Origin of the sequence: Streptomyces sp. NBC_00019, assembly GCF_045041015.1 — a bacterium.
Classification (GTDB): Bacteria; Actinomycetota; Actinomycetes; order Streptomycetales; family Streptomycetaceae; genus Streptomyces.
The window spans coordinates 3953201-3978381 of the sequence record NZ_CP108302.1; the positions used below are offsets into that span (position 1 = coordinate 3953201).

The following is a 25181-nucleotide window of genomic DNA, read 5'->3' on the forward strand; positions in this document are numbered from 1 at the left end:
ACATGAAACTCACCGTGGTCGGCGGAGGCTCGACCTACACGCCCGAACTCATCGACGGCTTCGCGCGGTTGCGGGACACCCTCCCGATCGAGGAACTGGTCCTGGTCGACCCGTCGGCGGACCGTCTGGAGCTGGTGGGTGCCCTGGCCCGCCGTATCTTCGCGCGGCAGGGCCACACGGGCCGGATCGTGACGACCTCCGACCTCGACGCGGGCGTGGACGGCGCCGACGCGGTGCTCCTCCAGCTCCGCGTCGGCGGCCAGGCGGCCCGCGCACAGGACGAGACCTGGCCGCTGGAGTGCGGCTGCGTGGGCCAGGAGACCACCGGCGCGGGCGGCCTCGCCAAGGCGCTGCGCACGGTCCCGGTGGTCCTGGACATCGCGGAACGGGTCCGCCGTACGAACCCGAACGCCTGGATCATCGACTTCACCAACCCGGTGGGCATCGTCACCCGGGCCCTTCTCCAGGCCGGCCACAAGGCGGTGGGTCTGTGCAACGTGGCGATCGGCTTCCAGCGCAAGTTCGCGGCCCTGCTCGACGTGGCACCGCCGGAGGTCTTCCTCGACCACGTGGGCCTCAACCACCTCACCTGGGAGACGGGCGTACGCCTGGGCGGCCCCGAGGGCAAGGACGTGCTGCCCGACCTGCTGACCGGGCACGGCGAGGCGATCGCGGCCGATCTGCATCTGCCCCGCGCGCTCCTCGACCGCCTCGGCGTGGTCCCGTCGTACTACCTGCGCTACTTCTACGCACACGACGAGGTCGTACGAGAACTGCGGACCAAGCCCTCCCGGGCGGCCGAAGTGGCCGCGATGGAACAGGAGCTGCTCCGGCTGTACGCCGACCCGGCGCTGGACGAGAAGCCGGAGCTCCTCTCCCGGCGGGGCGGCGCCTTCTACTCGGAGGCGGCGGTGGACCTGGCGGCAGGCCTGCTCACCGGCACCGGAAGCCCGTACCAGGTGGTGAACACCTACAACCACGGCACGCTGCCCTTCCTCCCCGACGACGCGGTGATCGAGGTGCAGGCGGCGGTGGGCCGGACGGGCCCGACCCCGCTGCCGGTACAGACCATGGACCCCCTCTTCGCGGGCCTGACGGCGGCGGTGACGGCCTATGAGGACCTGGCCCTGGAGGCGGCCCTGCACGGCGGCCGCGACCGTGTCTTCCGCGCCCTGCTCTCCCACCCCCTGATCGGCCAGTACGCGTACGCGGAAGAACTCACCGACCGACTGATCGCACACAACCGGGAGCATCTCGCGTGGGCATGACCGCACGGGTCCTCGCCATAGACGCGGGCAACAGCAAGACCGACGTCGCGGTCGTGACGGCCGACGGAACCGTCCTGGCCACCGCGCGCGGCGGGGGCTTCCGGCCACCGGCGGTGGGGGTGCCGGCCGCGGTGGACGCGCTCGCCGAAGCCGTGGCCGAGGCCTTCACCGCGGCCGGGATCACCTCGGTGGACCGTGTCTCGGCCTGTCTGGCGAACGCCGACTTCCCGGTCGAGGAGGAGCAGTTGGCCGCGGCCCTGCACGCGCGCGCGTGGGGAACGACGGTGGAGGTCCGCAACGACACCTTCGCCATCCTGCGGGCAGGTGTCACCGAACCCCGTGGTGTGGCGGTCGTCTGCGGCGCCGGCATCAACTGCGTGGGCATGCGCCCCGACGGCCGCACCGCCCGTTTCCCGGCGCTGGGCCGTATCTCCGGCGACTGGGGCGGCGGCTGGGGTCTGGCCGAGGAGGCCCTGTGGCACGCGGCGAGGGCGGAGGACGGCCGAGGGGAGCCGACGGCCCTCTCCCGCACCCTGCCGTCCCACTTCGGCCACGACACCATGCTCGCCCTCATCGAGGCCCTCCACCTGGAGCACATCGAACCGACCCGCCGCCACGAACTGACCCCCGTCCTGTTCACCACTGCGGCGAGCGGGGACCCGGTGGCCCGCGCCCTGGTGGACCGCCTGGCCGAGGAGGTGGCGACGATGGCCGCGGTGGCCCTGACCCGCCTGGACCTGCTGGAGGAGGAGACCCCGGTACTGCTGGGCGGAGGCATCCTGGCGGCACGCCATCCCCAACTGGACGACGGCATAAGGGACCTGCTGGCATCCCGCGCCCCCAAGGCCGTACCGCAGGTGGTGACGGCGAGCCCGGTGCTGGGAGCCGCCCTGCTCGGCCTGGACGGGCTGGGGGCGACCGTGGCGGCACAGACCCGTGTACGGAGGTACTACGACGCCTGACACTGCCCCCGAAACCCGAACCTGGAACCGAACAGATTCCCCCCGCGTGTGAATGGGCAGGGGGTGGTGCGGGGCGCCGAGCAATGCCGGAAACCCGCGCACCGCGCTGCAATCCGATCAAGATCCAGTGAAGGCCGGTGCGGATGTCGGTCCCGGCAGCGATACTTGCGGCGACGGATGACCACGGGGGAGGTCAACAGTGACACACCCGCCCAAAAGCAGCGCGGCGCCACCACCGGTACCAGGCATGCCCACCATGCCGGCGCTACCACCACAACAGGCCCATTCCAACGGCTCACCCGGCGGCACCCCCACGCCCGCCCCACCGCCGGAGCCCCGTCGTACCGCGTTCGCCGAGGGCGTCGACCGTCTGCGCGCCGCGGCCACCACCGAACCCGGCCGACTGCGGATCATCGGCGCCTTCCTCGCCGCCCTCGTGGTGGCCTTCGGCGCGGTCACCGCCTGGCAGATGACGGACCGCGCGGCAGCCGCCGACGACGTCCTCAACAAGAGCCAGCCGCTCAGCAGCGCCGCCGCCGACATCTACCGCAGCCTCGCCGACGCCAACACCGCCGCCTCCAGCGGCTTCCTGGCGGGCGGCCAGGAGACGGCCGAGTCCAGCGACCGCTACGAGAAGGACATCGACCGGGCCGCGGCCGGCCTCGTCAAGGCCGCCGCGAACTCCGACCCCGGCTCCGCCGCCGCCGCGACCGTCTCCGAGCTCAACCGCCTGCTGCCGCAGTACAAGGGCTACGTGGAGCGCGCGCGGACCAACAACCGCCAGGGCTTCCCCGTCGGCGGCGCCTGGCTGCGCTTCGCCAACGAGACCATGCAGAACGACATGCTCCCGGCGGCCGAGAAGCTGTACAAGAACGAGAACCAGCGGCTGCGCGACGACTACGCCGACGCGACGCCCTACCCCTGGGCCGCGATAGGCCTCGGCGTCCTCGCACTGGCCGCGCTCGCCTGGGCCCAGCACCGCAACTACCAGCGCACCAATCGCCTCATGAACCACGGTCTGGTGGCCGCGACGGCCACCGCGACGGTCGTCCTGCTGTGGCTCGTCGTAGGTCACAGCGTCGCGCGCGCGGGCCTGAACGACTCCTACGACCACGGCGTCCGCTCGCTCAACGTGCTGCACGACGCCCGCATCGCCTCCCTCAAGGCGCGGGGCAACGAGAACCTGACCCTGGTGGCCCGCGGCGCCGAGACGAAGACCGTCAAGAACGCCAAGGGCGAAGAAGTCACCGTGGACGCCTACGACGACGACTTCCAGACCGACATGGACAACCTCGGCAAGGGCCTGGCGGAGGCCGCCGAGCTCGCCGACGACGGCACCGGCAAGAAGCCGGTCACGGCCGCCGAGGGCAACATGACGGTGTGGAAGGAGCGGCACGCCGCCGCCCGTGAACAGGACGAGTTCGGCAACTACGAAGAGGCCCTGAACCGGGTCATCGGCGCCAAGGGCGCGACGGGCGAGTGCTTCGACAGCATCGACGACAACCTCGCCAAGGCGCTGGAGCACGAGGAGGCCGAGTTCGAGCAGTCGGCAGGCGACGGCCTGGGCGCGATGACGGGGCTCCCGGTGGGCGCCGCGGTGCTCGCCGTCCTGGGCGCGGCCGGCGCGGTCCTCGGTATCGGCCGCAGGCTGTCGGAGTACCGGTGAGAGGGGGCAACCCGATGCGAGCACGGCAAGCACCGCAGGCACGACGTACACGACGTGTGCGAGTTCCACGGACCGGCCTGAAGGGCTGGGGCGGGGTCGCCGCGATGGCGGTCGTCTGCGCCCTCGCGGTCGCCTTCGCCCTGCTGCTGCCGCTGACCCAGTCGTCCGGGGAAGGTGAGAGCACCGGCGGCCCGGGCGTGGCCCACGGCGTCCAGGCGAAGGCCGAGGACGACCCCTGTCTGGACCCGCAGATCAAGAAGGCCCCGGAGAAGCAGACGCTGTCCCCGTCGGGCGCGGACGGCGACACCATCAAGAAGATCAAGGCCCGCGAGGGGGAGAAGCGCAAGCTGATCGTCGGCGTCGACCAGAACAGCTACCGCTGGGGCTACCGCGACCCCAACAACGACGAGGGCGGCAACACGCTGGAGGGCTTCGACATCGACCTGGTGCACCGGATCGCCCAGGAGATCCTCGGCGACCCGAACGCCGTGCAGTTCAAGGCGATCCCCACCAACCAGCGCATCCCGGCGATCCAGTCGGGCCGCGTCGACATGGTGGTCCGCACGATGACCATCAACTGCACCCGGATGGCCGACGTGGCCTTCTCCGCCCCGTACTTCAAGACGGGCCAGCAGGTCCTCGCCCCCAAGTCCTCGCCGATCACCGGCCCCGACGACTCTCTCGCCGACAAGAAGGTCTGCACGGCGGCGAGTTCGACGGCCAACTCCGAGCTGACCGTGCGCCAGAAGGCCGGCAAGCTCCCCGAGACCACCGACATCACCTCCACCGTCGTCCCCAACCAACTCGACTGCCTGGTGCGGATCCAGCTCGGTGAGGTCGACGCCGTGGTCACCGACGGCGCGCTCGCCGCGAGCCAGGCCGCGCAGGACCCGACGGTGGAGCTCAAGGGCGACGCCCCCTTCACCACCGAGTACTACGGCGTGGCGATGAAGCTCGACGCCGACGATCTGGTACGCCGGGTCAACCAGATCCTGGTGGACTACCGCAAGGACACCGCGAACGGCTGGCAGGCGTCGTACGACAAGTGGCTGTCGGCGACACTGGGCACGGACTCGGCGAAGTCCGAGCCGCCGGCTCCGGAGTACCTGCGCAAGAGCTGACGCGGAGCGAACCACCCACAACACGAACCCAACCCCGACAACCCAGCAGCGAGAGGTGATCGATGGGCGTCACGGGACCCCCCGGGCCGGTGATGGACCGGGACGAGGTGGACCGTGCGCTGGCGCGGCTCGGCGCGGAGTACGAGGCGATCGAGACCTCACTCCTCGCCCTGCAGGACCACTCGGGCCGCAGACTGCTCGAGGGCGCCGCGCTCACGGGTGTCACCAAGGACCGCTGGACGTCCGCGGAGGCGTCGATCACGCTGCTGTGGGCGTACTTCGACGCGTACACGGACGCGTTGCGCAGCGCACGGGAGATCAGGTCCCGTCGCCGCTGGTCCAGCCAGGGCGATCTGGCGGAGCTGACGGAGCTGCTGCGCGGCGAGTCGGTCACGGTGGCCGGCAGCGCCACGGCGACGGCCAACGCACCGACCCTGCACGGCAATTCGGGGAAGCTGAGCGAGCAGTTCAGCCTGGTCACACTCGTCGACCGGATGAATGAGCTGTACGCGACGAGCCTCGACATGGTCGTCGCCTCCGACGCGGTGTGGTCGGCGCTGCCCGCGCGCATAGATCTACTGGCCGCGGAGCTCCAGCGCACCCGCAAGCTCGCGCACTCCGTCGGCGTCCGCCCGGGCGAGCACCCGGCCGGCGACGACCTGGAGCGCATCACGCGCACGCTGACGCATCTGCGTGAGCAGGTGGTGTCGGACCCGCTGGCGTACTGGCTGCCGACGCAGGGGAGTTCGGCACCGGGCGGCGGCCGGCCCGACACCACGGTGTACGACCGCGAGGCGCGCGCCCTGGAGGACGTGCGCCGGGAGATCGACGCGGTGCTGACGGTCCGCCAGGACGCCGAGCAGCGCCTGGTCAGGCTGCGTGACGTGCTGTCCCGCGCGGACCGTACGCTCGCCGAGGCCCGCATCGCGCGCGGCGAGGTGCTGGCGAAGATCGCCGCCACGGAGGTACCGGTCGTCAGCGGACCGCCGACCGTGCTGCAGGAGCAGCTGGCGACAGCCGCCGAGTACCGCAGACAGGCCCAGTGGCACCGCCTCTCGCCGCTCCTGGAGTCCCTGGAGCAGAAGGCGGAGGACGAACTGCTGCGTGCCCGCGAGTCGTTGACCGCGGTCACCCAGCCACTGGCGGTCCGCGCGGAGCTGCGCGGCCGCCTCGACGCGTACAAGGCGAAGGTCGCCCGGCACGGCCTCGCCGAGGATCCGTTCCTCATCGAGCGGTACGACGCGGCGCGCCGCATGCTGTGGAGCGCGCCCTGCGATCTGCGCGTCGCCGAACAGGCCGTCCTGCGCTATCAGCAGGCGGCCGCCGATCTGTTCCGCACCCCGCGGGTGCCGGAGCAGAGCGGGCCCGAGGACCGTAGGGGGGAGGCCCAGTCATGAGTGAGGCACAGCAGACCTGTCAGCGGCCCGGCTGCGGCGGTTCGTACGAGGACGTGGGCGGCGGCGAACTGTACTGCGACACCTGCGGTCTCGCACCGGTGGTGTCGTCGAAGGGCATGGTGGGTTCCCCGCCGACCGGCATCACCGGCGGCGGCAAGGGCTCCCGCGGTTCGGGCAGCAGCAGTTCGCGCGCCAGCAGCCGTACCAGTTCCCGTACGTCGTCGCAGTCGTCGAAGTCCCGGCGCTCGGTGTCGGGACGCCTCTCGCGCGCCCTGTCGGGGCGTACGACGGGCCGCTCGGTGTCGGTGCGCAGCTCCGGGTCCAGCACCAACACCAGTGCCCGCGGCCGGCTCGGCGTGGGCCTGGTCCAGGTCCCGGACGTGCCGCGGCCCGACCCGCGCGCGATGGTCCTGGAGAACCCGGAGGTCCCCGAGCGCAAGCGGTTCTGCTCCCGCTCGGACTGCGGGGCGCAGGTGGGCCGCTCCCGCGGGGAACGCCCTGGCCGCACCGAGGGCTTCTGCACGAAGTGCGGGAACCCGTACTCCTTCATCCCGAAGCTCAACGCCGGTGACATCGTGCACGGCCAGTACGAGGTCGTGGGCTGTCTGGCGCACGGCGGTCTGGGCTGGGTCTATCTCGCGGTGGACCGCGCGGTGTCCGACCGCTGGGTGGTGCTGAAGGGCCTTCTGGACACCGGTGACCAGGACGCGATGGCCGCCGCCATCTCCGAGCGGCGCTTCCTGGCGGAGATCGAGCACTCCAACATCGTGCGGATCTACAACTTCGTCGAGCACCTCGACCAGCGCACCGGCTCGCTCGACGGCTACATCGTCATGGAGTACGTCGGCGGCAAGTCGCTCAAGGAGATCGCCAACGACCGCCGCACCCCTGCCGGCAAGCGCGACCCGCTGCCGGTGGAGCAGGCCTGCGCGTACGGCATCGAGGCCCTGGAGGCCCTCGGCCATCTGCACAGCCGCAATCTGCTGTACTGCGACTTCAAGGTCGACAACGCCATCCAGACCGAGGACCAGCTCAAGCTCATCGACATGGGCGCGGTGCGCAGGATGGACGACGACGAGTCGGCCATCTACGGCACGGTGGGCTACCAGGCGCCGGAGGTGGCGGAGGTCGGCCCGTCGGTGGCCTCCGACCTGTACACGGTGGCGCGGACGCTGGCGGTCCTGGCCTTCGACTTCCAGGGCTACACGAACGTCTTCGTGGACTCGCTGCCGGACCCCGACAACATCGAGGTCTTCCGCCAGTACGAGTCCTTCTACCGGCTGCTGGTCCGCGCGACCGACCCGGACCCGGCCCGCCGGTTCGCCTCCGCACAGGAGATGGCCGAGCAGCTGACGGGCGTACTGCGGGAGGTCGTGTCCCTTCAGACGGGGCGCGCCCGGCCCGCGCTGTCGACGCTGTTCGGTCCCGAACTGCGGGTGACGGACACGGAGTTGTTCCCGAAGCTGGACGGCGACGTGTCCCGGCTGGGGGCGCGGGTGGCCGTCACCCGCCGCCGGTCCCCTGCTCCCCTTCCGCAGCTCTCGGCCGGCGGCGGGGTCATCCCGACCCTCGGCAGCACCGAGTCCCTCGTCAAGACGGTGGGGACACCGGCCGCGGCCCTGGCCCTGCCTGTTCCCCGGGTCGACCCCTCCGATCCCAACGCCGGTTTCCTCGCCGGGCTCATGGCCACCGCGGCCGCCGAGCTGCTGGGGGCGCTCGGCGCCGCGCCCGCGCCCTCCGTCGAGACACGGCTGCGGCAGATCCGGGCCTGGCTGGAGAACGGGGACGCCCACACCGCGCTGGAGGCCCTGCGGCGGCTGGAGGAGGAGCGGCCCGACGACTGGCGGGTGGTCTGGTACCGCGGTGTCGCCTCGCTCGTCACCGGCGATCACGAGGCCGCCGCGCTCGCCTTCGACGCGATCTACGACGCCTTCCCGGGCGAGCCCGCGCCGAAGCTGGCGCTCGGCCTGTGCGCGGAGGTGCTGGGACAGCTCGACAACGCGGCCGAGTACTACCGTCTCGTGTGGTCGACCGACCCCAGCTACGTCAGCACCGCCTTCGGTCTGGCCCGCGTCCAGCTCGCGAGCGGGGACCGCACCGGCGCCGTACGGACGCTGGAGTCGGTGCCGGAGTCGTCCATCCATTACACGGCCGCCCGCGTGGCCGCCGTACGGGCGCGACTGCGCGGACGCACGGCGGCCGCCGGTGACGTACCGTTCCTGGACGACCTGACCGCGGCCGCGGGGCAGGTCGAGGCGCTGGACGCGTACGGGCTGGATCCGGCGCGCCGGGAGCAGTTGTCCGCGGAAGTTCTCGGCTCCGCGCTGGACTGGATACTCTCCGGTGGCCAGGGCGCCGCACCGTCCGCACGCCGGGTACTGCTCGGCAGCGAACTGGACGAGCGGGGACTCCGCTTCGGCCTGGAGCGTTCGTACCGCACGCTGGCCCGGCTGGCCCGAGGCGGCGAGGAGAGGATCGACCTGGTGGAACGTGCCAATCGTTACCGCCCCCGGACGTGGGTGTAGTTGATGTCGCAGATGCCCCAGCTGTCCGCGTGCCCGAGCTGCGAGGAACCCCTCGAGTCGGGTGACCGTTTCTGTGGTGCGTGCGGATATGACCTGTCCGCCGTACCCGCCCCGCCCGACGACGATCCGACGCTCGTCGTCAACGGCTCGGGTCCGGCCGAGGGGGTCCCCTGGCCGGTCGCCTCCGAGCCGGCCGGTTCCGGCACCCCGCCGGCCACCCATCTGCCGACGGACCTGGCGGGCACCGACTCCGGCGGCCGTGAGCTGCCGGCCGTGCCCGCGGCGGGTGCCCATGAGCTCCCGCCCACCGGTTCCCCGGTCTCCCCCGTCACCGGCGTGCGCTTCGACCGCCCGCCGGAGCCGGACGAGTACCCGCTCCAGGCGCCCGACCCGCGCGTCGCCCAGGAGACGCCGACCCCTGCGGAGGGCGTCAAGGTGTGCGTCGCCTGCCGTGCGGGACGGGTCGACCACGACGGCTACTGCGAGAACTGCGGCCACGCCCAGCCGCGCGAACGCGACCACATGGAGCAGGAGTCCGGCCCGATCGCCGCCGTCAGCGACCGGGGCCTGCGCCACCACCGCAACGAGGACGCGTTCGCCATCGGCAACGCCACCCTGCCCGACGGCCGGACCGCCGCCATGGCGATCGTCTGCGACGGCGTCTCCTCGGCGACCCGCCCCGACGACGCCTCCCTGGCCGCGTCCCGCGCGGCGAGCGAGTCGGTGCTCGCCGCCCTGCCGCGCGGCACCCACCCGCAGCAGGCCATGCACGACGCGATCGTCGCCGCCTCGCGCGCGGTCAACTCGCTGGCCGCGGAACCGGCCACGGCCCGTGAGCACGCCCCGCACCAGAACGCCCCGGCCTGCACGATCGTCGGCGCGATCGTGACGTCCGGACTGCTGGTCGTCGGCTGGGTCGGCGACAGCCGCGCCTACTGGGTCCCGGTCGACCGCAGCTCGCTGCCGGCCCGGCTCACCGAGGACGACTCATGGGCCGCCCAGATGGTCGCCGCGGGTCTGATGAACGAGGCGGAGGCCTACGCCGACGAGCGCGCCCACGCGATCACCGGTTGGCTCGGCGCGGACGCGTACGAGCTGGAGCCGCACACCGCTTCCTTCAAGCCGGACCGTGCGGGTGTAGTGGTGGTGTGCACCGACGGACTGTGGAACTACGCCGAGGCGGCGCAGGAGATGGCCGAGGCCGTACCGCTCGACGCGGCCGTGCGCCCGCTGCACAGCGCACAGGTGCTCGTCGGTCACGCGCTGGACGGCGGGGGCCACGACAACGTAACAGTGGCCCTCGTCCCGTTCCCCGCCCCGCCGCAGGGGGCAGGATCGGCCTGAGGCCGATTTCGGGGACGTCTCAGCGGATCGGAGGGGACCGGTCCGCACACAGTCATCACCTCACGACAACCGTGGGGTCTGCGAGGGGGATTCAGCAGGCATGGCCAATTTCTCGAAGTCCAACGTGCCGCAGTTCTCGATGGACGTATATCAGAACGAGTACCTGCCGGAAGGCGCCCGCGAGGTCAACGGCATCGTCACGGTGACCGCGACCGGTGGCGGCACGATCGGCAGCGCCGTCGCGGCACCGCACCTGTTCACACCGGGACAGGGACCGGACGCGGCCGTGGCGATCATGGTCGACTGTTCGGGGTCGATGGACTATCCGCCGACCAAGATGCGCAACGCCCGGGACGCCACCGCCGCCGCCATCGACACCCTGCGCGACGGGGTGCACTTCGCGGTGATCGGCGGCACGCACGTGGCCAGGGAGGTGTACCCGGGCGGGGGCCGGCTCGCGGTCGCCGACTCCACCACCCGCGACCAGGCCAAGCAGGCCCTGCGCAAGCTCAGCGCGGGCGGCGGCACCGCCATCGGCACCTGGCTGCGGCTCGCCGACCGGCTGCTGTCCTCGGCGGACGTCACCATCCGCCACGGCATCCTGCTCACCGACGGCCGCAACGAACACGAGTCGGCGCAGGACCTCAAGGCCTCCCTCGACGCCTGCGCCGGACGCTTCACCTGTGACGCCCGGGGCGTGGGCACCGACTGGGAAGTGAGTGAAGTCACAGGGATCGCCTCGGCCCTGCTCGGCACCGCGGACATCGTTGCCGACCCGGCCGCGCTCGCCGCCGACTTCACACAGATGATGGAAACGGCCATGGGCAAGGAGGTCGCGGACGTCTCCCTGCGGGTGTGGACACCGGTCGGCACCACCATCAAGTTCGTCAAGCAGGTCGCTCCCACGGTCGTGGAGCTGACCGACCGGCGCACCGAGGCCGGCCCGCGCGCCGGGGACTATCCCACCGGTTCCTGGGGAGACGAGTCCCGTGACTACCACCTCTGCGTGGAGGTCCCGGCCGCCGACCTCGGCCAGGAGATGCTGGCCGCCCGGGTCTCCCTGGTCGTCCCCCAACCCGACGGCTCCGCGCAGAACTTGGGCGCGCAGGGTCTCGTACGGGCCGTGTGGACCGACGACATGGTCGCCTCGACATCGATCAACCCTCAGGTCGCCCACTACACCGGCCAGGCCGAACTGGCACAAGCCATCCAACAAGGCCTCGATCTTCGCAAAGCGGGCGATATGGATGGAGCAACGGCCAAACTGGGCCGGGCCGTTCAGCTCGCGAGTGCCTCCGGGAACGCCGATACTGCGAAACTGCTTGCGAAGGTGGTGGACGTGGTCGATGCCGCGACAGGTACTGTGCGGTTGAAGGCGAAGGTCGCGGAAGCGGACGAGATGACTCTCGAGACGCGGTCCACAAAGACTGTTCGTGTAAAGAAGTGACCAGAAGTGACCTAGCAGGACCCTGGTAGGACAGAGAAGGAGAGGGGGACGCGCCGACATGCCGACCTGCCCGAACGGACACCAGTCGGGTTCCGACGACTGGTGCGAGGTCTGCGGTCACCGCATGGCTGGTGCCGTACCTCCGCCCCCTCCCCCGCCGCCGCCCGGTGGCGGTTACGGCTTCCCGCCGCCGGGTCAGCCCGGTGGGCGCCCGCCGCATCTGTCCGCCGTCCCGGACCACGAGCCGGAGCTCTGCCCGCAGTGCCGTACGCCCCGTGAGGGCGGTGCGCCGTTCTGCGAGGAGTGCCGGTGGAACTTCCTGACGAACACGGCCACCTCGTACACCCCGGCCGCCCCGCGCCCGCCGGCCCCCGGCCCGGGCGTCCGCTTCCAGGGACCGCCGCAGGGTTCGTCGTACGGCGCCGGTGACTCGTACGAGTACCAGGGCTCCCGCCCGTCCCAGATGAACCGTCCCGCCGAACCGATCCCGCCCTTCGGCAACGACCCCTCCGGCCCGGCCGGAGGCCCGCCCCCGCCGCCCGGCCCGAACGGCCCCGGAGGATTCGGCGGACCCGGCGGCCCGGGCAACCAGGGCGGCCCCGGCAACCAGGGTGGCTTCGGCGGTCCGGGAGGCTTCGGCGGCCCCAACGGACCTGGTGGCCCCGGCAACCAGGGCGGCCTCGACGGCCCCGGCGGACCCGGCAGCACCAACGCTCCTGGCGGACCCGGCGGTTACAACGGACCCGGTGGACCCGGTCGCCCCGGCGGTTACGACGGTCCCGGCGGACCTGGTGGCCAGGGAGGCTTCGACGGCCCCAACGCTCCCGGCGGCCCTGGCGGCTTCGGTGGACCCGGCGGTTACGACGGTCCCGGTCGGCCCGGCGGACCTGGCGGCTACGACGGACCTGGTGGACCTGGCGGACCTGGCGCCCCCGGTCGGCCCGGCGGTTACGACGGCCCCGGCGGCCCTGGTGCCCCCGGTGCCCCCTCCGCCTTCGGCGGCGACCCGTCGCGGCCGGTGCCTCCGCCTCCCGGACCGACGCCGCCCGCCGGCCCCGGTGCGGCCGGTGGCGCCCCCTCGGCCTTCCAGCCGTCCGGTCCCGGCGGTCCCGGTGGCTTCGGCGGCGGTGACGACGACTGGGTGATCTCCCCGCCGTCCTCCACCGCACCCGGCGGTCCCGGCGGCGGCTACGGCTACCCGCAGCCCGGTTCCACCCAGCCCCCGCCCGGACCCGGTCCCGGCTACCCGCAGCAGCCCGCGACATGGTCGGCGACGATCGGTCCGGACCGCGAGTACTTCATGGCGATGATGCAGCGCTCCGGCCCCGAGGCCGCGGGGCTCAACCTGCCCGCGTACTCGCCCGAGCAGCAGCGCACCCTCACCGGCAACCAGATCACCATCGGCCGCCGCCGGCACTCCACCGGAGACACCCCCGACATCGATCTGTCGGTGCCGCCGGAGGACCCGGGCGTCTCGCACCAGCACGCCGTGCTGGTCCAGCAGCCCGACGGCACCTGGGCGGTCGTCGACCAGAACTCGACGAACGGCACGACGGTCAACGGCGCGGAGGAGCCCATCCAGCCCTTCGTCCCGGTACCGCTCCAGGACGGCGACCGCGTGCACGTGGGCGCCTGGACGACGATCACGGTCCGCCGCGGCTAGTCATGACGACGAAGGGGCCCGGCGCGAAATGCGCCGGGCCCCTTCGCCATGTCGGCTACGAGCGGCCACGCGTACAGCCCCTCCCGGCCATCCAGCCACGCCCACTCACGCCCGCCGCCCCCACCGAGCCGCCGCTTCCGGCCCGCCGGCCACTCTCACCGCACCGACTTCCTCCGCCATGTCAGCCACCGAGCGGCCACGCGTACGGTCCCTCCGGATCGTCCAGCCACGCCCACTCGCGTCCGCCGCTCACCGTGATCCCGTACCGCTCCCGCAGCGGCCATCCCTCGCGCTCCCACAACTGGTAGGCCTCCTGCGGCTCGAGGCTGCCCTGGCTCAGCTCCAGCAGGAAGCGGAACAGCTCGTTCTCCCGGGCCCGGCGCGGCACCCCGCCGAGCCGGGCAGGCTCCGGCTCCGGGCGCCCCTCGCCCCGTAGCGGCACGAAGTAGGCGGGCGTGTGCAGGAAGCGGCCCTCGGCGTGCCCCGCGTCCCGGACGGTCAGCGCGATCAGGCCGGTGGCGAGGGGGGCGAGGATCCGGGCGCCGGGGGCGCACTGGGCGAGCCAGGCCTGCGGGATCGAGGTCAGGGTGCAGGTCGCGATGATCCGGTCGAAGGGGGCCCGCTCGGGCACCCCGCGCGCGCCGTCGCCGGTGACCACGAGCGGGCGGTACCCGGCGGCGGCCAGGTGCTGCCGCGCCGCCTCGGTGATCTCCGGTTCCAGGTCGATGGTCGTGACGAGGCCGTCGTCGCCGAGCCGGTGCGCGAGCAGGGCCGCGTTGTATCCCGTACCCGCACCGATCTCCAGGACCCTGGCGCCGTCCTCGACCTCCAGTGCCGCCAGCATCATCGCCATCAGCGAGGGCTGGCTGCTGGAGGAGACCAGCTCACCGTCGCGCATCCGGGTGGCCAGCGGGGCGTCGGCGTAGGCGCCGCGCACCCAGCGCTCGCGCGTGCGCGGGTCGGGGCTCTCGCCCCACCGGCGCTCGTAGCCGCCCATGACGCCGACGTAGTAGTACGGCACGAACACATGCCGTGGCACCGCCTCGAAGGCCCTCCGCCACACGGGGTCGTCCGCCCACGCCCCGCTCGCGTCGATCCGGTCCACCAGCGCGGCCCGCGCCTCGGCGGCGACGACGTCCAGGTCCTTGTGGAGAGCATGCGCACCCATATGTCCACTGTCCTGCGGGACGGGTCCCGAAGCGAGCACCACAACCGACCGATCCGGAATTCCCGCTTCCCGTGGGGGAGGTCCGGGGAGGGGTCCTAGGCCTCAAGTCCTGGGCCACCCCGTCTGAGACCATGGACCGGTGAAAGAGATTCCGCGCGGCACGCTTCAGGAGCAGACCTTCTACGAGCAGGTCGGCGGGGAGGAGACCTTCCGCCGCCTCGTCCACCGTTTCTACGAGGGTGTGGCCGGGGACCCGATCCTGAAGCCCATGTACCCCGAGGAGGACCTGGGCCCGGCCGAGGAGCGGCTGGCGCTGTTCCTCATGCAGTACTGGGGCGGTCCGACGACGTACAGCGAGAACCGCGGCCACCCCCGGCTGCGGATGCGGCACGCCCCGTTCCAGGTGGACCGCGCGGCGCACGACGCCTGGCTGAAGCACATGCGGGTCGCCGTCGACGAGCTCGGTCTGTCCGAGGAGCACGAGCACACGCTGTGGAACTACCTGACGTACGCCGCGGCCTCGATGGTGAACACCGCGAGCTGACCGGCTGAGTCCCGGATTCCGGTCGTTCGACGCCGGATTCCGATCACGATCCGGTCAAGCCCGGTCCACAACCGCTTACCCGCCCCCACTGTCCTCTGACAACATCGCCGGGAGGTCTGGACAACACGGCGGGGGGCCGGGTCAGAGTGACGGGGTTCGGGGGATTCGCGCGGTTCGTCCTCCTGCGTGCGCGGGCGCATCGTCCGCTGCTCGCCGCCGCGCTGCTGGCGGTCCTGCTGACCACGGCGGTCCTGGCGACCCTCACCGCCTACTCGGGCGCGATCGGCGACGCGGCCCTGCGCCACTCCCTGACCGACACCCGCAACGCCGCCGACACCGCGCTGGTCGTCAAGGCCGACGTCCCGGCCGAGGAGCGTACGGCCGCCGACACCGCCGTACGCGAAGGGGCACGGAAGACCTTCGACGGACTGCCGGTGACCGTGCACAAGCTCCTGCGGTCGGGCCCGTACGCACTGCCCCGCTCGCTCCAGCCCGCCGCCGAGCGGTCCGAGGACCCGGATCTGACGCACTTCGCGGCACTGGACAGGTCGCAGGTACGGATCGCCGAGGGCCGGATGCCCTCCGCCGTGGACGAGGTCGCCTTCCCGCAGAGCGCCGCCCGGCTGCTGAAGCTGAAGCCCGGCACCCGCCTCACCCTCGTCGACCGCCTGGACGGCCCGGACGTGCGGATCACGGTCGTCGGCCTGTACCGGCCGGCCCGCACGGACGCCCCGTACTGGCAGCTCCTGGACGATCTGCACGGCCGCGGAGTCAACAAGCTCGACTTCACGACGTACGGCCCCCTGCTCGCCGCCCCCGAAGCGCTGGCCGACGGCCGGGTGAGCGCCGGGGCGTCGGCGTGGCTGGCGACAGCCGACTTCTCGACGCTGACGACCGGCCGGATCGACGCGCTGCGCGAGGCGGCCCTCGGCGGCAGCGCGGCGATGCGCGGCGAGTCCGCGCTGAGCGGCACGACGGCCGCGAACACCCAACTGCCCGCCGTCCTCGACCGCATCGACCGCTCCCTGCTCGTCTCGCGCTCCACCCTGCTGATCGTCGCGCTCCAACTGGGGCTGCTCGCGGGCTGTGCGCTGCTCCTGGTGGCCCGGCTGCTCAGCTCCCAACGCACGGGCGAGACCCGGCTACTCAGGGCCCGCGGCGCCTCCCGGCCCCGGGTCGCGGGCCTGGCCGCCACCGAGGCGCTGCTGCTCGCGGTACCCGCGGTGGCGCTCGCGCCCCTGCTGGCCGGACCGCTGACCCGGCTGCTCGCCGGACAGGGCGCGCTGGCCCGGATCGGGCTGCGTCTCGACGTGCCGGCCGGCGGACGGATCGGGGTGTGGCTGGTGGCGGCCGGTGTGGCGCTGGGCTGCGCCCTGGCGGTGACCCTGCCCGCGCTGACGTCCTCCTTCTCGACCGGCCGGGCCCGCGCGCTGCCGGGCGCACTGCGCTCGGGCGCGGACATCGGGCTGCTGGTGATCGCCGGGGTCGCGTACTGGCAGCTCAGCGGACAGACCACCGGTGCCGTCACCGGCGACAGCTCCGGCGCCCTCGGTGTGGACCCGCTGCTGGTCGCCGCCCCCGCCCTGGCGCTCCTCGCCGGTACGGTCCTCACTCTGCGGCTGCTGCCGCCGCTGGCCCGTCTCGCCGAACGCCGGGCGGCCGCCGGGCGGGGTCTGGCCGCCGCCCTCGCGGGCTGGCAGATCGGCCGGCGCCCGGGGCGCGGCGCGGGTCCGGTGCTGCTGCTGGTCCTCGCCGTCGCGCTCGGGATGCTGGCGATCGCCCAGGGCGCCTCCTGGGACCGTTCGCAGGACGACCAGGCCGACTTCCGGGCGGGGGTGCCGGTGCGGGTGCTGGCCAACGGGCAGGACGACCTCGGCCGCACCGACGAGTACGCGGCCGTCGACCACGTACGACAGGCGGCTCCCGCCGTCCGCACGGAACTGCCGCTTTCCGGCAACCGCACGGCGGCGGTGCTGGCCCTGGACACCGCGCACGCCGCGGACACCGTGCTGATGCGCCAGGACCTGGCCTCCGAGCCGGTACGCCCGCTGCTCACCGGGCTCGGCCCGAAGGGCGATACGGCGGGCGCGAGGATACCGGCGGGCACCTCCCGGCTGCGGCTGACGGCGACCCTGCGCGGCGCCTCCGCGGACACGACCGCCGATGTGACGGTGACACTGGAGGACCGCTACGGCACCCCCTACCGGGTTCCGGCGGGCACCCTCGTCGGGGACGGCCGCCCCCACACCCTCGAACTGACCGTCCCCTCAGGCCCGTTGACACTGACCGACGTACAGCTGGTCCAGCCCCTGCCCATCGGCCGGGCACAGCAACAGCGCCTGATCCTGGGCGAGTTGTCGGCCGTACGGTCCGACAAGTCCGTACGACGGCTTCAGTTGCCCGCCGACTGGACGGTGAGCTCCCTCGCCGACGGGATCGTCGAGAACGCGGACGGCAGCAATCTCCCCACCAAGCCGCGCGTGACCGGCCCGAAGCCGCCGACGGCCGCGTACGGCACCGGTTACATTCCGGCCGACAACCCTTATGTCATCGCCTCGTTGACCGTCCGCCTGCAGGTCGCCCAGCCCGCGCAGCCGCAGATCACGGCCGTCGCCACCGACCGCTACCTCGCCTCGGCGGGCGCCGGGAAGGGGCAGCGTGTCGATGTGACGTTCGGCGGGCGGACCCTGCCCGTGCGGATCGTGGCGTCCGTGGAGGCGCTGCCGACGACGGTGAACGACGGCGGGGCCCTGCTGGTCGATCTGCGGTCCGTGAACCGGGTGTTGGAGGCACGGTACGGCGAGAGCGTCACACCGACGGAGTGGTGGCTCCGGACGGACCGGCCCGCGGAGGTGGCGTCCGCGTTGCGGGCCCGTCCGGACATGGACCCCGCGCAGGTCGTCGTACGGGACGAGATCGCCGAGGAGCTGCGCGACGACCCGTTCGGGGCGGGCCCCGAGGCGGCGTTCACCGCGGCGGCCGGGGTGGCGGCGGCGCTGGCCGCGCTCGGGTTCGCGGTGAGCGCGGCGGGGTCCCTGCGGGAGCGGGACCCGGAGTTCGCGGTGCTGCGCGCGCTGGGCGCCCCGCGCCGCAGGCTGGCCCGCACGATCGCCCTGGAGCAGGGCGTCCTGGTGACGCTGGCCCTGTCGGTGGGGGCGGTGCTGGGGACGGTGCTGGCGCGGGCGGTGATCCCTCTGGTCGTCCTGACCACCGAGGCGACGCGTCCGGTGCCGGAGGTGCTGGTCGAGCTGCCGGTCGCGCAGGCCGTGGTGCTGCTGGGGGCGGTGGCGGTGATGCCGCTGGTGGTGACGGGGGTGTTGGCGTTGCGGCGGGCGAATCCGGTGGTGGCACTCAGGGAACAGGGCGGTGAGTGAGATGAGGTCCAGGCCTGTCGTGGCCCCGTGGATCCGCACCCGGCTGCGCGCCGCCCCCGGTGCGGCACTCGCCCTCGCCCTGATGGTGGCGCTCACCGCGTGTCTCGCCGCGGCCATCCCGCGCGCGGTCGACCGGTACGAGGACGCGGGCCTGCACGGCGCCGTCGAGCAGGCGGGCCCGGACCGGACGACCGTGCAGCTGTACGCGCAGCCCGAGTACGGCATCATCTCGGAGCACGACGTCCTCCCGGCGACGCTCGCCGACCAGTACGCGAAGATCCTCGACACGGTCCAACGGCCCGTCGTCGCCGACCGCGGCCAGTCGACGTACGGCGTGCGCACCGCCAACAGCATGGAGGTGCCGGACCCCTGGATCCCGCAGCCCACCGGTACGCCCGCGCAGGTCACCCTGGTCGCCCAGCACGGCCTCGCCGACCACGTCCGCTCGGTCACCGGCCGGCTGCCGCGCGCGTCGGACCCGGTGACCGCGTCGACGCCCGAGGTCGAGGGGGCGGTCAGCGCGGCGACGGCCAAAGGCCTGCACATCGAGGTGGGTTCACGGATCCACGTACCCGGCGAGGGCCGTGACCCGCTGGTCGTCCGCATCACCGGCATCGTCACCCCGAGCGACCCCGCGGGCGCCTACTGGTCGACCCACCCCGTCCTGCACCGCCCCTCCCTGGTCCCCCTCCCCGGGGCGAACGCGGAGAAGTACTGGCTCGGCGCCCTGCTGCTCGCCCCGGAGGCGGCCCCCGCGCTGCTGGGCACGCCCGGAACCCCTTGGCGGTACTGGCAGTTGGCGCCCGTCACGAACGCCCTGCACGCCTACGACGCCGAGCGTCTGAAGTCTGCGGTGGCGTCCCTGGAGTCCGGGCCGGCCCTCCAGAAGGTCCGTGAGGTGACCGGCCCGCTCACGGACGCGGACACCGACCTCGACGAGATCCTGACCGCCTACGACCGGCTGCGTGAGGGCGTCACCCCGCTGGTCGCCGTCGCCGCGGTCGGCGCGGGCACGGTGGCCGCCGTCGTCCTGCTGATGGCGGGCGGCCTGGCGGCCGACCGCCGCCGCACCGAACTCGCCCTGCTGCGGGCCCGCGGCGCGTCCCTGCGCGGTCTGGCGGGCCGACTGTTCGCGGAGACGGCGACGGTGGCCGTCCCGGCCGGTGCCCTGGGCCTGACCGCGGCCCTGCTGCTGCTCCCCGAGGGCCGCCGGACGTACGCGTTCGCGGCGGCCGCCGCGGTCACGACCGCCGCCTGCGCCGCGCTGCCGCTGCGCGCGGTGGTCGCCCATCGGGTCGTACGGATCCACACCGGCCGCGAGGACGTGGCGACGGCCCGGCCGTCCCGCCGCCGCACGGTCGCCGAACTGACCCTGCTCGTGCTGGCCCTGGCCGCGGTGGAGACCCTGCGCCGACGCGGCTCGCAGGGCGATGAACTGTCGTACGTCGCCCCGGTGTTGACGGGGGTGATCGCGGCCCTGGCCCTGGTCCGCCTCTACCCGCTCCCCCTGCGCCGACTGGCCCGCCCCGCCGGCCGCCTGCGCGGAGTGGTCGCCCATCTGTCCCTGGCCCGCGCGGGCCGTACGTCCGCCTCCGCGGTCCTGCCCCTCCTCGCCCTGCTCACCGCCCTGACGACGGCGGCCTTCGGCGGCTCGGTCCTGACCGGAGTGAGCGAGGCCCGCGACCACGCGGCACTCCTCGCCATCGGCGCGGACGCCCGCGTGGACGCGAACGAGCCCCTGCCCGCCGCCCTGCCCGACCGGGTCCGCCGTACGCCGGGCGTGCGGGACGCGACGGCGGTGAGCATCGCGTACGACGCCCAGCTCGCCAACGGCCGGCAGTCGGCGCCGCTGGTGGGCGTGGACCCGGCCGAATACGCGGCACTGGCCGCCCGGACGGGCCTGGGCCCCTTCGAGAAGGGCGAGTTGACGAAGGCGCGGGAGGTGCTGACCGCGGTGGCCTCCCCGACGGTGGCCGCCACGTACGGCACCCGCCCGATCCCCGTGCGGCTCCAGGACGGCACCACCTTCACCGTCCGCATCACGACGGTCCGGGACCGCACTCCGGCGGTGTCCGGCACGGAGTTCCTGGTCGTGAACCGGGCGGAACTGCCCGAGTCGGCGGCCCGCCCGACGGCACTGCTCCTGACCGGCGCGCAGCTGAACGCGACGGCCCTGCGCAAGGCGACGGCCGGGGCAGGCCACGTACAGCTGAGGTCGGAGGAACGTGCCCGTTACGTCGACTCCCCCCTCCAGTCGGGTGCCGAGGACATCTACACGGCCGCGGTCGCGGCGGGCGCGGGCTACGCGGTCCTGGCCCTGCTGCTCTCCCTCCTCCGTTCGGCCCCCGAACGCACCGCGCTCCTGGCCCGCCTCCGCACGATGGGCCTCACCCGCGCCCAGGGCCGCCGCCTCCTGATCCTGGAGTCCCTGCCCCAGGCGGTACTGGCCGCGGCGGGCGGCGCGCTGACGGGCTGGGCGACGGTGGCCCTGCTCTCCCCGGGCATCGACCTGACGACGATCGCCCTGGCTTCCGCCCCGTCGTCGGCGGGCCGGGCCGAGTTGAGCACGTCCGCCCTGTCCCTGGCGATCCCGGCGGCCTCGGTGGTGCTGGTGACGGTCGGGGTGGCGGGGATACAGGCGTGGTGGTCGGGGAGACGGGGGTCGGTGGGGGAGCTGAGGGCGGGGGACGCGAGATGAACCGCCGGAGAAACCCACCCCGCCTCACCCCGGCCGACGACCCGAGGAGCCCCCAGTGACCACCAACCCCACCCTCGCGGACCTGACCACCCGCGCCACCACGGCCCGCAACGCCCCCACCTACGGTCACGATGCCCTCATCACCTGCGACCGCCTGGTCCGCATCTTCACCACGGACGGCATAGAGGTCCAGGCCCTGCAGGGCCTGGACCTCCTCGTCCGCGACGGCGAACTCATGGCCCTGGTAGGCGCGTCCGGCAGCGGCAAGTCCACCCTCATGAACATCCTCGCCGGCCTCGACACCCCCACCGCCGGCGCGGCCCGCGTGGCCGACCACGACCTCCTGGCGATGACCCCGAAGGACCGCCTCGCCTACCGCCGCAGGACCGTCGGCTTCGTCTGGCAGCAGACGGCCCGCAACCTTCTCCCCTACCTGTCCGCCGCCCAGAACGTCACCCTCCCGATGCAGCTGGCCACCAGGACCACCCGCAAAGCCCGCAAGGCCCAGACCGAACGCGCCCTGGAACTCCTGGAGTTGCTGGACATAGCCGACTGCCGGGACCGCCACCCGAACCAGATGTCCGGCGGCCAGCAGCAACGCGTGGCGATAGCCGTGGCCCTCGCCAACTCCCCCGCCGTCCTGCTCGCCGACGAACCCACCGGCGAACTCGACTCCCACACCGCGGAACAGATCTTCGCCGCGTTCCGCACCGCCAACGAACACCTCGGCACGACGATCGTCATCGTCACCCACGACCAGGCGGTGGCGAGCGAGGTCCGCCGCACGGTGGCCATCCGCGACGGCCGCACCTCCACGGAGGTCCTGCGCCGCAGCGAGGTGGACGCGACGACGGGCCACGAGACGGTCGTGGCGCGCGAGTACGCCATGCTCGACCGGGCCGGCCGCCTCCAGCTCCCCGCCGAGTACACGGAGACCCTGGGCATGCGCGACCGAGTGGCACTGGAACTGGAACCGGACCACATCGGCGTATGGCCGGACGACAGCGACCGCCTCTGAGGGGCAAGGCGTCGAGGATCAGGACATCGAGGGGTGCGACGTCCGAGGGTTACGACGCTCAGCGCACGCTGACGTCCAGCGCCCCAAGTCCCGCCCGCCGTACGGCGATGGACCCATAGGGCGTACGAAGCCGAAGCCACGCCCCGGAGGAGAGCAACGCCAACTCACCGGTGGCGCGCAGAAACCCGAGCGACTGCGCCGCGTGCACGGCTCGCACCGGAAGATGCGTGTCCCCGACCGTCCGGGACCAGATCTCCCGCCCGATCCGGTCGAGTTCGGCGCGCGTACGCCCCTCGGCCGTCAACTCCCCCGTACGGGCCCGGAATTCGGCGACGCCCGCACCGACCATCGCCCGCAGCGCCTCAGGCGCGGGCAACCCCGGCACCGGCCGCCACCCGCCACGGGGCGGCAGCACCCCGGCCCAGGGCGGTCCGGTGACCGCCCCCGGCACGACGGCCGTCGCGCCCGTCTCATCGACGGCCTCGAGCAACTCCCCGGCGGACACGGTCACGTCGAGCGTGACGTCCAGCCCGTTCTCGTACGGCTTCGCCAGCCGCGCCGCGCGGATCGCCAGTACCTCGAAGGACGGCGGCCGCCCGAAGACGGCGAGCGCGGTACCGGCCGCCTGCAGACGCACCGCGGCCCCACGGTCGTAGTGGAGCAGCCTGGAGAGGAAGGCCGCGAGATCCGCCGCCTCCCCCTCGTCGGCTAGGTGGAGCACCGTCATGCGGCGACGGCCTCCTCCTCGTCGTCATCCCGGTATTCCTCCAGGAACTCCCGCTCCTCGGAGGTGATCCGACGCGGCCGCTGGGTCTTGAAGTCGAACGGCACTATGACCGTCGAGGCGCGTACGTAGATCTCGGCGCCGTCCTTCACCTCGTAGGAGATGGTGAAGGACGCCGCCCTTATCTCCGTGACCCACAGCTCGATGTCCACGGGCGTGTGCCGGTGGACGAGCTGCCGCTTGTAGTCGATCTCATGGCGCGCCACCACGGACCCCTGCTTGAAGTCCTTCTCCGGGCGGAACAGGAAGTCGATACGGGCTTCCTCCAGGTAGCGGAGGAAGACCACGTTGTTGACGTGGCCGTACGCGTCCATGTCCGCCCAGCGCAGAGGGCAGTGGTAGATGTGCCGCAAGATCGATCAGCCCCGGGTCAGCTTCTTGTAGGTGGCGCGGTGCGGACGCGCGGCCTCGGCGCCCAGCCGCTCGATCTTGTTCTTCTCGTACGACTCGAAGTTGCCCTCGAACCAGTACCACTTGGACTCACCCTCGTACGCGAGGATGTGGGTCGCGACCCGGTCCAGGAACCAGCGGTCGTGGGAGATGACCACAGCCGCGCCCGGGAACTCGAGCAGAGCGTTCTCGAGCGAGGACAGGGTCTCGACGTCGAGGTCGTTGGTGGGCTCGTCGAGGAGCAGCAGGTTGCCGCCCTCCTTGAGCGTGAGCGCCAGGTTCAGACGGTTGCGCTCACCACCGGACAGGACGCCGGCCGGCTTCTGCTGGTCCGGACCCTTGAAGCCGAAGGCGGAGACGTAGGCCCGCGACGGCATCTCGACCTGGCCCACGTTGATGTAGTCCAGCTCGTCCGACACCACGGCCCACAGGGTCTTCTTGGGGTCGATGTTGGCACGGCTCTGGTCGACGTAGCTGATCTTGACCGTGTCGCCGATCTTGACCGAACCGGAGTCCGCGGGCTCAAGACCCTGGATCATCTTGAACAGCGTGGTCTTGCCCGCGCCGTTCGGGCCGATGATGCCCACGATGCCGTTGCGCGGCAGCGTGAACGAGAGGTCGTCGACCAGGACCTTGTCGCCGAAAGCCTTCGAGAGGTTGTTGACCTCGACGACGATGGAGCCCAGACGCGGGCCCGGCGGGATCTGGATCTCCTCGAAGTCCAGCTTCCGCATCTTCTCGGCCTCGGCCGCCATTTCCTCGTAACGAGCGAGGCGGGCCTTGGACTTGGTCTGGCGGCCCTTGGCGTTGGAGCGGACCCACTCCAGCTCTTCCTTGAGGCGCTTGGCGCGCTTCTCGTCCTTGCGGCCCTCGACCTTGAGGCGAGTGGCCTTCTTCTCCAGGTACGTGGAGTAGTTGCCCTCGTAGGGGATCGCGCGGCCGCGGTCGAGCTCAAGGATCCACTCGGCGACGTTGTTCAGGAAGTACCGGTCGTGAGTGACGGCGACGACAGCGCCCGCGTACTTCGAGAGGTGCTGCTCCAGCCAGTTCACCGACTCGGCGTCGAGGTGGTTGGTGGGCTCGTCGAGGAGGAGCAGGTCCGGGGCCTCGATCAGCAGCTTGCAGAGCGCGACACGGCGCTTCTCGCCACCGGAGAGGGTGGTGACGGGCCAGTCGCCGGGCGGGCAGCCCAGCGCCTCCATGGCCTGCTCCAGCTGTGCGTCCAGGTCCCAGGCGTTGGCGTGGTCCAGGTCCTCCTGGAGCTTGCCCATCTCGTCCATGAGCGCGTCCGAGTAGTCGGTCGCCATGAGCTCGGCGACCTCGTTGAAGCGCGTGAGCTTGCCCATGATCTCGGCGGCGCCGTCCTGGACGTTCTCCAGGACCGTCTTGGACTCGTCGAGCTTCGGCTCCTGCATGAGGATGCCGACGCTGAAGCCGGGCGACAGGAACGCGTCACCGTTGGAAGGCTGCTCGAGCCCCGCCATGATCTTCAGAACGGTGGACTTACCGGCACCGTTCGGCCCGACCACACCGATCTTCGCGCCGGGCAGGAAGCTCAGCGTCACGTCGTCAAGGATGACCTTGTCGCCGTGCGCTTTGCGCGTCTTGCGCATGGTGTAGATGTACTCAGCCAAGAGAAACCGTCCGGCAGCTTGAAATCTGGCAGTGGGCAGATACACCCCATCTTGCCTGACGTCCACCCTTGGGTGGTAACCCATATGGGCGGGGCGCCGTGACCTGGGGCTTCATGACCGGCGGCGGTGACCCGGCCGTGACGGCACGTGACGGCCGCCGTCACACCGACACCGCGGC

General features: G+C 72.4%; 17 protein-coding genes. 13 read left to right on the forward strand and 4 right to left on the reverse strand.

Annotation, left to right across the window (positions count from 1 at the left end):
- Window positions 1-2 precede the first annotated feature (2 nt).
- From OHU89_RS18710 to OHU89_RS18750, 9 genes are all read left to right on the forward strand, one after another.
- Window positions 3-1268, forward strand: a complete 1266-nt coding sequence (locus OHU89_RS18710; RefSeq protein WP_405644328.1) for a 6-phospho-beta-glucosidase — start codon at window positions 3-5, stop codon at window positions 1266-1268.
- Window positions 1265-2230 (forward strand): N-acetylglucosamine kinase, encoded by a 966-nt coding sequence (locus tag OHU89_RS18715; protein ID WP_405644329.1) that lies wholly within the window; start codon window positions 1265-1267, stop codon window positions 2228-2230. Before OHU89_RS18710 ends, OHU89_RS18715 begins: the two co-directional genes overlap by 4 nt.
- Window positions 2231-2486: 256 nt before the next feature.
- Window positions 2487-3896 carry a hypothetical protein gene (locus OHU89_RS18720; RefSeq protein WP_405654556.1) on the forward strand — a complete coding sequence of 470 codons (1410 nt, stop codon included), beginning with the start codon at window positions 2487-2489 and terminating at the stop codon, window positions 3894-3896.
- A 104-nt stretch (window positions 3897-4000) separates the two neighbouring features.
- Window positions 4001-5017, forward strand: coding sequence for a glutamate ABC transporter substrate-binding protein (locus OHU89_RS18725; RefSeq protein WP_405654558.1), 1017 nt, complete (start codon window positions 4001-4003; stop codon window positions 5015-5017).
- Between the two features lie 62 nt (window positions 5018-5079).
- Window positions 5080-6414, forward strand: a complete 1335-nt coding sequence (locus tag OHU89_RS18730; protein ID WP_405644331.1) for a hypothetical protein — start codon at window positions 5080-5082, stop codon at window positions 6412-6414.
- Window positions 6411-8939, forward strand: a complete 2529-nt coding sequence (locus OHU89_RS18735) for a tetratricopeptide repeat protein (protein WP_405644333.1) — start codon at window positions 6411-6413, stop codon at window positions 8937-8939. Before OHU89_RS18730 ends, OHU89_RS18735 begins: the two co-directional genes overlap by 4 nt.
- Window positions 8940-10283, forward strand: coding sequence for a PP2C family serine/threonine-protein phosphatase (locus tag OHU89_RS18740; RefSeq protein WP_405644335.1), 1344 nt, complete (start codon window positions 8940-8942; stop codon window positions 10281-10283).
- A gap of 100 nt (window positions 10284-10383) precedes the next feature.
- Entirely contained in the window at window positions 10384-11730 is a 1347-nt protein-coding gene (locus tag OHU89_RS18745; protein ID WP_405644337.1) for a vWA domain-containing protein, read from the forward strand.
- A gap of 58 nt (window positions 11731-11788) precedes the next feature.
- Window positions 11789-13393, forward strand: coding sequence for an FHA domain-containing protein (locus OHU89_RS18750; RefSeq protein ID WP_405644338.1), 1605 nt, complete (start codon window positions 11789-11791; stop codon window positions 13391-13393).
- 181 nt (window positions 13394-13574) lie between these two features.
- Here OHU89_RS18750 and OHU89_RS18755 read toward each other — a convergent pair whose 3' ends face one another.
- Window positions 13575-14561, reverse strand: a complete 987-nt coding sequence (locus tag OHU89_RS18755; RefSeq protein ID WP_405644340.1) for a methyltransferase domain-containing protein — start codon at window positions 14559-14561, stop codon at window positions 13575-13577.
- Window positions 14562-14700: 139 nt separating this feature from the next.
- On the opposite strand from OHU89_RS18755, the gene OHU89_RS18760 reads away from it, so the two are divergent.
- From OHU89_RS18760 to OHU89_RS18775, 4 genes are all read left to right on the forward strand, one after another.
- On the forward strand, window positions 14701-15105 hold the full coding sequence (locus tag OHU89_RS18760; RefSeq protein WP_266892277.1) for a globin: 405 nt from the start codon (window positions 14701-14703) through the stop codon (window positions 15103-15105).
- Between the two features lie 146 nt (window positions 15106-15251).
- Window positions 15252-18479 (forward strand): FtsX-like permease family protein, encoded by a 3228-nt coding sequence (locus tag OHU89_RS18765; RefSeq protein ID WP_405644342.1) that lies wholly within the window; start codon window positions 15252-15254, stop codon window positions 18477-18479.
- Window position 18480: 1 nt separating this feature from the next.
- Window positions 18481-21177, forward strand: a complete 2697-nt coding sequence (locus tag OHU89_RS18770; protein WP_405644344.1) for an FtsX-like permease family protein — start codon at window positions 18481-18483, stop codon at window positions 21175-21177.
- A gap of 55 nt (window positions 21178-21232) precedes the next feature.
- A complete protein-coding gene (locus OHU89_RS18775) occupies window positions 21233-22195 on the forward strand; it encodes an ABC transporter ATP-binding protein (protein ID WP_405644346.1) in 963 nt (320 codons plus the stop codon).
- Window positions 22196-22253: 58 nt separating this feature from the next.
- Here OHU89_RS18775 and OHU89_RS18780 read toward each other — a convergent pair whose 3' ends face one another.
- The 3 genes from OHU89_RS18780 to ettA are packed head-to-tail and all read right to left on the reverse strand — an operon-like array spanning window position 22254 to window position 25003.
- Complete coding sequence (locus OHU89_RS18780; RefSeq protein WP_405644348.1) at window positions 22254-22922, reverse strand: hypothetical protein; 669 nt, start codon at window positions 22920-22922, stop codon at window positions 22254-22256.
- Complete coding sequence (locus tag OHU89_RS18785) at window positions 22919-23332, reverse strand: thioesterase family protein (protein ID WP_266892267.1); 414 nt, start codon at window positions 23330-23332, stop codon at window positions 22919-22921. The genes OHU89_RS18780 and OHU89_RS18785 overlap by 4 nt, the downstream gene beginning before the upstream one ends.
- Window positions 23333-23338: 6 nt before the next feature.
- Entirely contained in the window at window positions 23339-25003 is a 1665-nt protein-coding gene (gene ettA / locus OHU89_RS18790; RefSeq protein WP_266892265.1) for an energy-dependent translational throttle protein EttA, read from the reverse strand.
- Window positions 25004-25181: the final 178 nt, after the last annotated feature.

What these genes read in the sequence shown, in the direction of transcription:
- OHU89_RS18745 (WP_405644337.1), top strand. Translation starts at nt 10,384, where the DNA reads ATGGCCAATTTCTCGAAGTCCAACGTGCCGCAGTTCTCGATGGACGTA.
- OHU89_RS18715 (WP_405644329.1), top strand. Translation starts at nt 1,265, where the DNA reads ATGACCGCACGGGTCCTCGCCATAGACGCGGGCAACAGCAAGACCGAC.
- OHU89_RS18710 (WP_405644328.1), top strand. Translation starts at nt 3, where the DNA reads ATGAAACTCACCGTGGTCGGCGGAGGCTCGACCTACACGCCCGAACTC.
- OHU89_RS18780 (WP_405644348.1), bottom strand. Translation starts at nt 22,922, where the DNA reads ATGACGGTGCTCCACCTAGCCGACGAGGGGGAGGCGGCGGATCTCGCG.
- OHU89_RS18725 (WP_405654558.1), top strand. Translation starts at nt 4,001, where the DNA reads ATGGCGGTCGTCTGCGCCCTCGCGGTCGCCTTCGCCCTGCTGCTGCCG.
- OHU89_RS18720 (WP_405654556.1), top strand. Translation starts at nt 2,487, where the DNA reads ATGCCGGCGCTACCACCACAACAGGCCCATTCCAACGGCTCACCCGGC.
- OHU89_RS18730 (WP_405644331.1), top strand. Translation starts at nt 5,080, where the DNA reads ATGGGCGTCACGGGACCCCCCGGGCCGGTGATGGACCGGGACGAGGTG.
- OHU89_RS18770 (WP_405644344.1), top strand. Translation starts at nt 18,481, where the DNA reads ATGAGGTCCAGGCCTGTCGTGGCCCCGTGGATCCGCACCCGGCTGCGC.
- OHU89_RS18755 (WP_405644340.1), bottom strand. Translation starts at nt 14,561, where the DNA reads ATGGGTGCGCATGCTCTCCACAAGGACCTGGACGTCGTCGCCGCCGAG.
- OHU89_RS18750 (WP_405644338.1), top strand. Translation starts at nt 11,789, where the DNA reads ATGCCGACCTGCCCGAACGGACACCAGTCGGGTTCCGACGACTGGTGC.
- OHU89_RS18735 (WP_405644333.1), top strand. Translation starts at nt 6,411, where the DNA reads ATGAGTGAGGCACAGCAGACCTGTCAGCGGCCCGGCTGCGGCGGTTCG.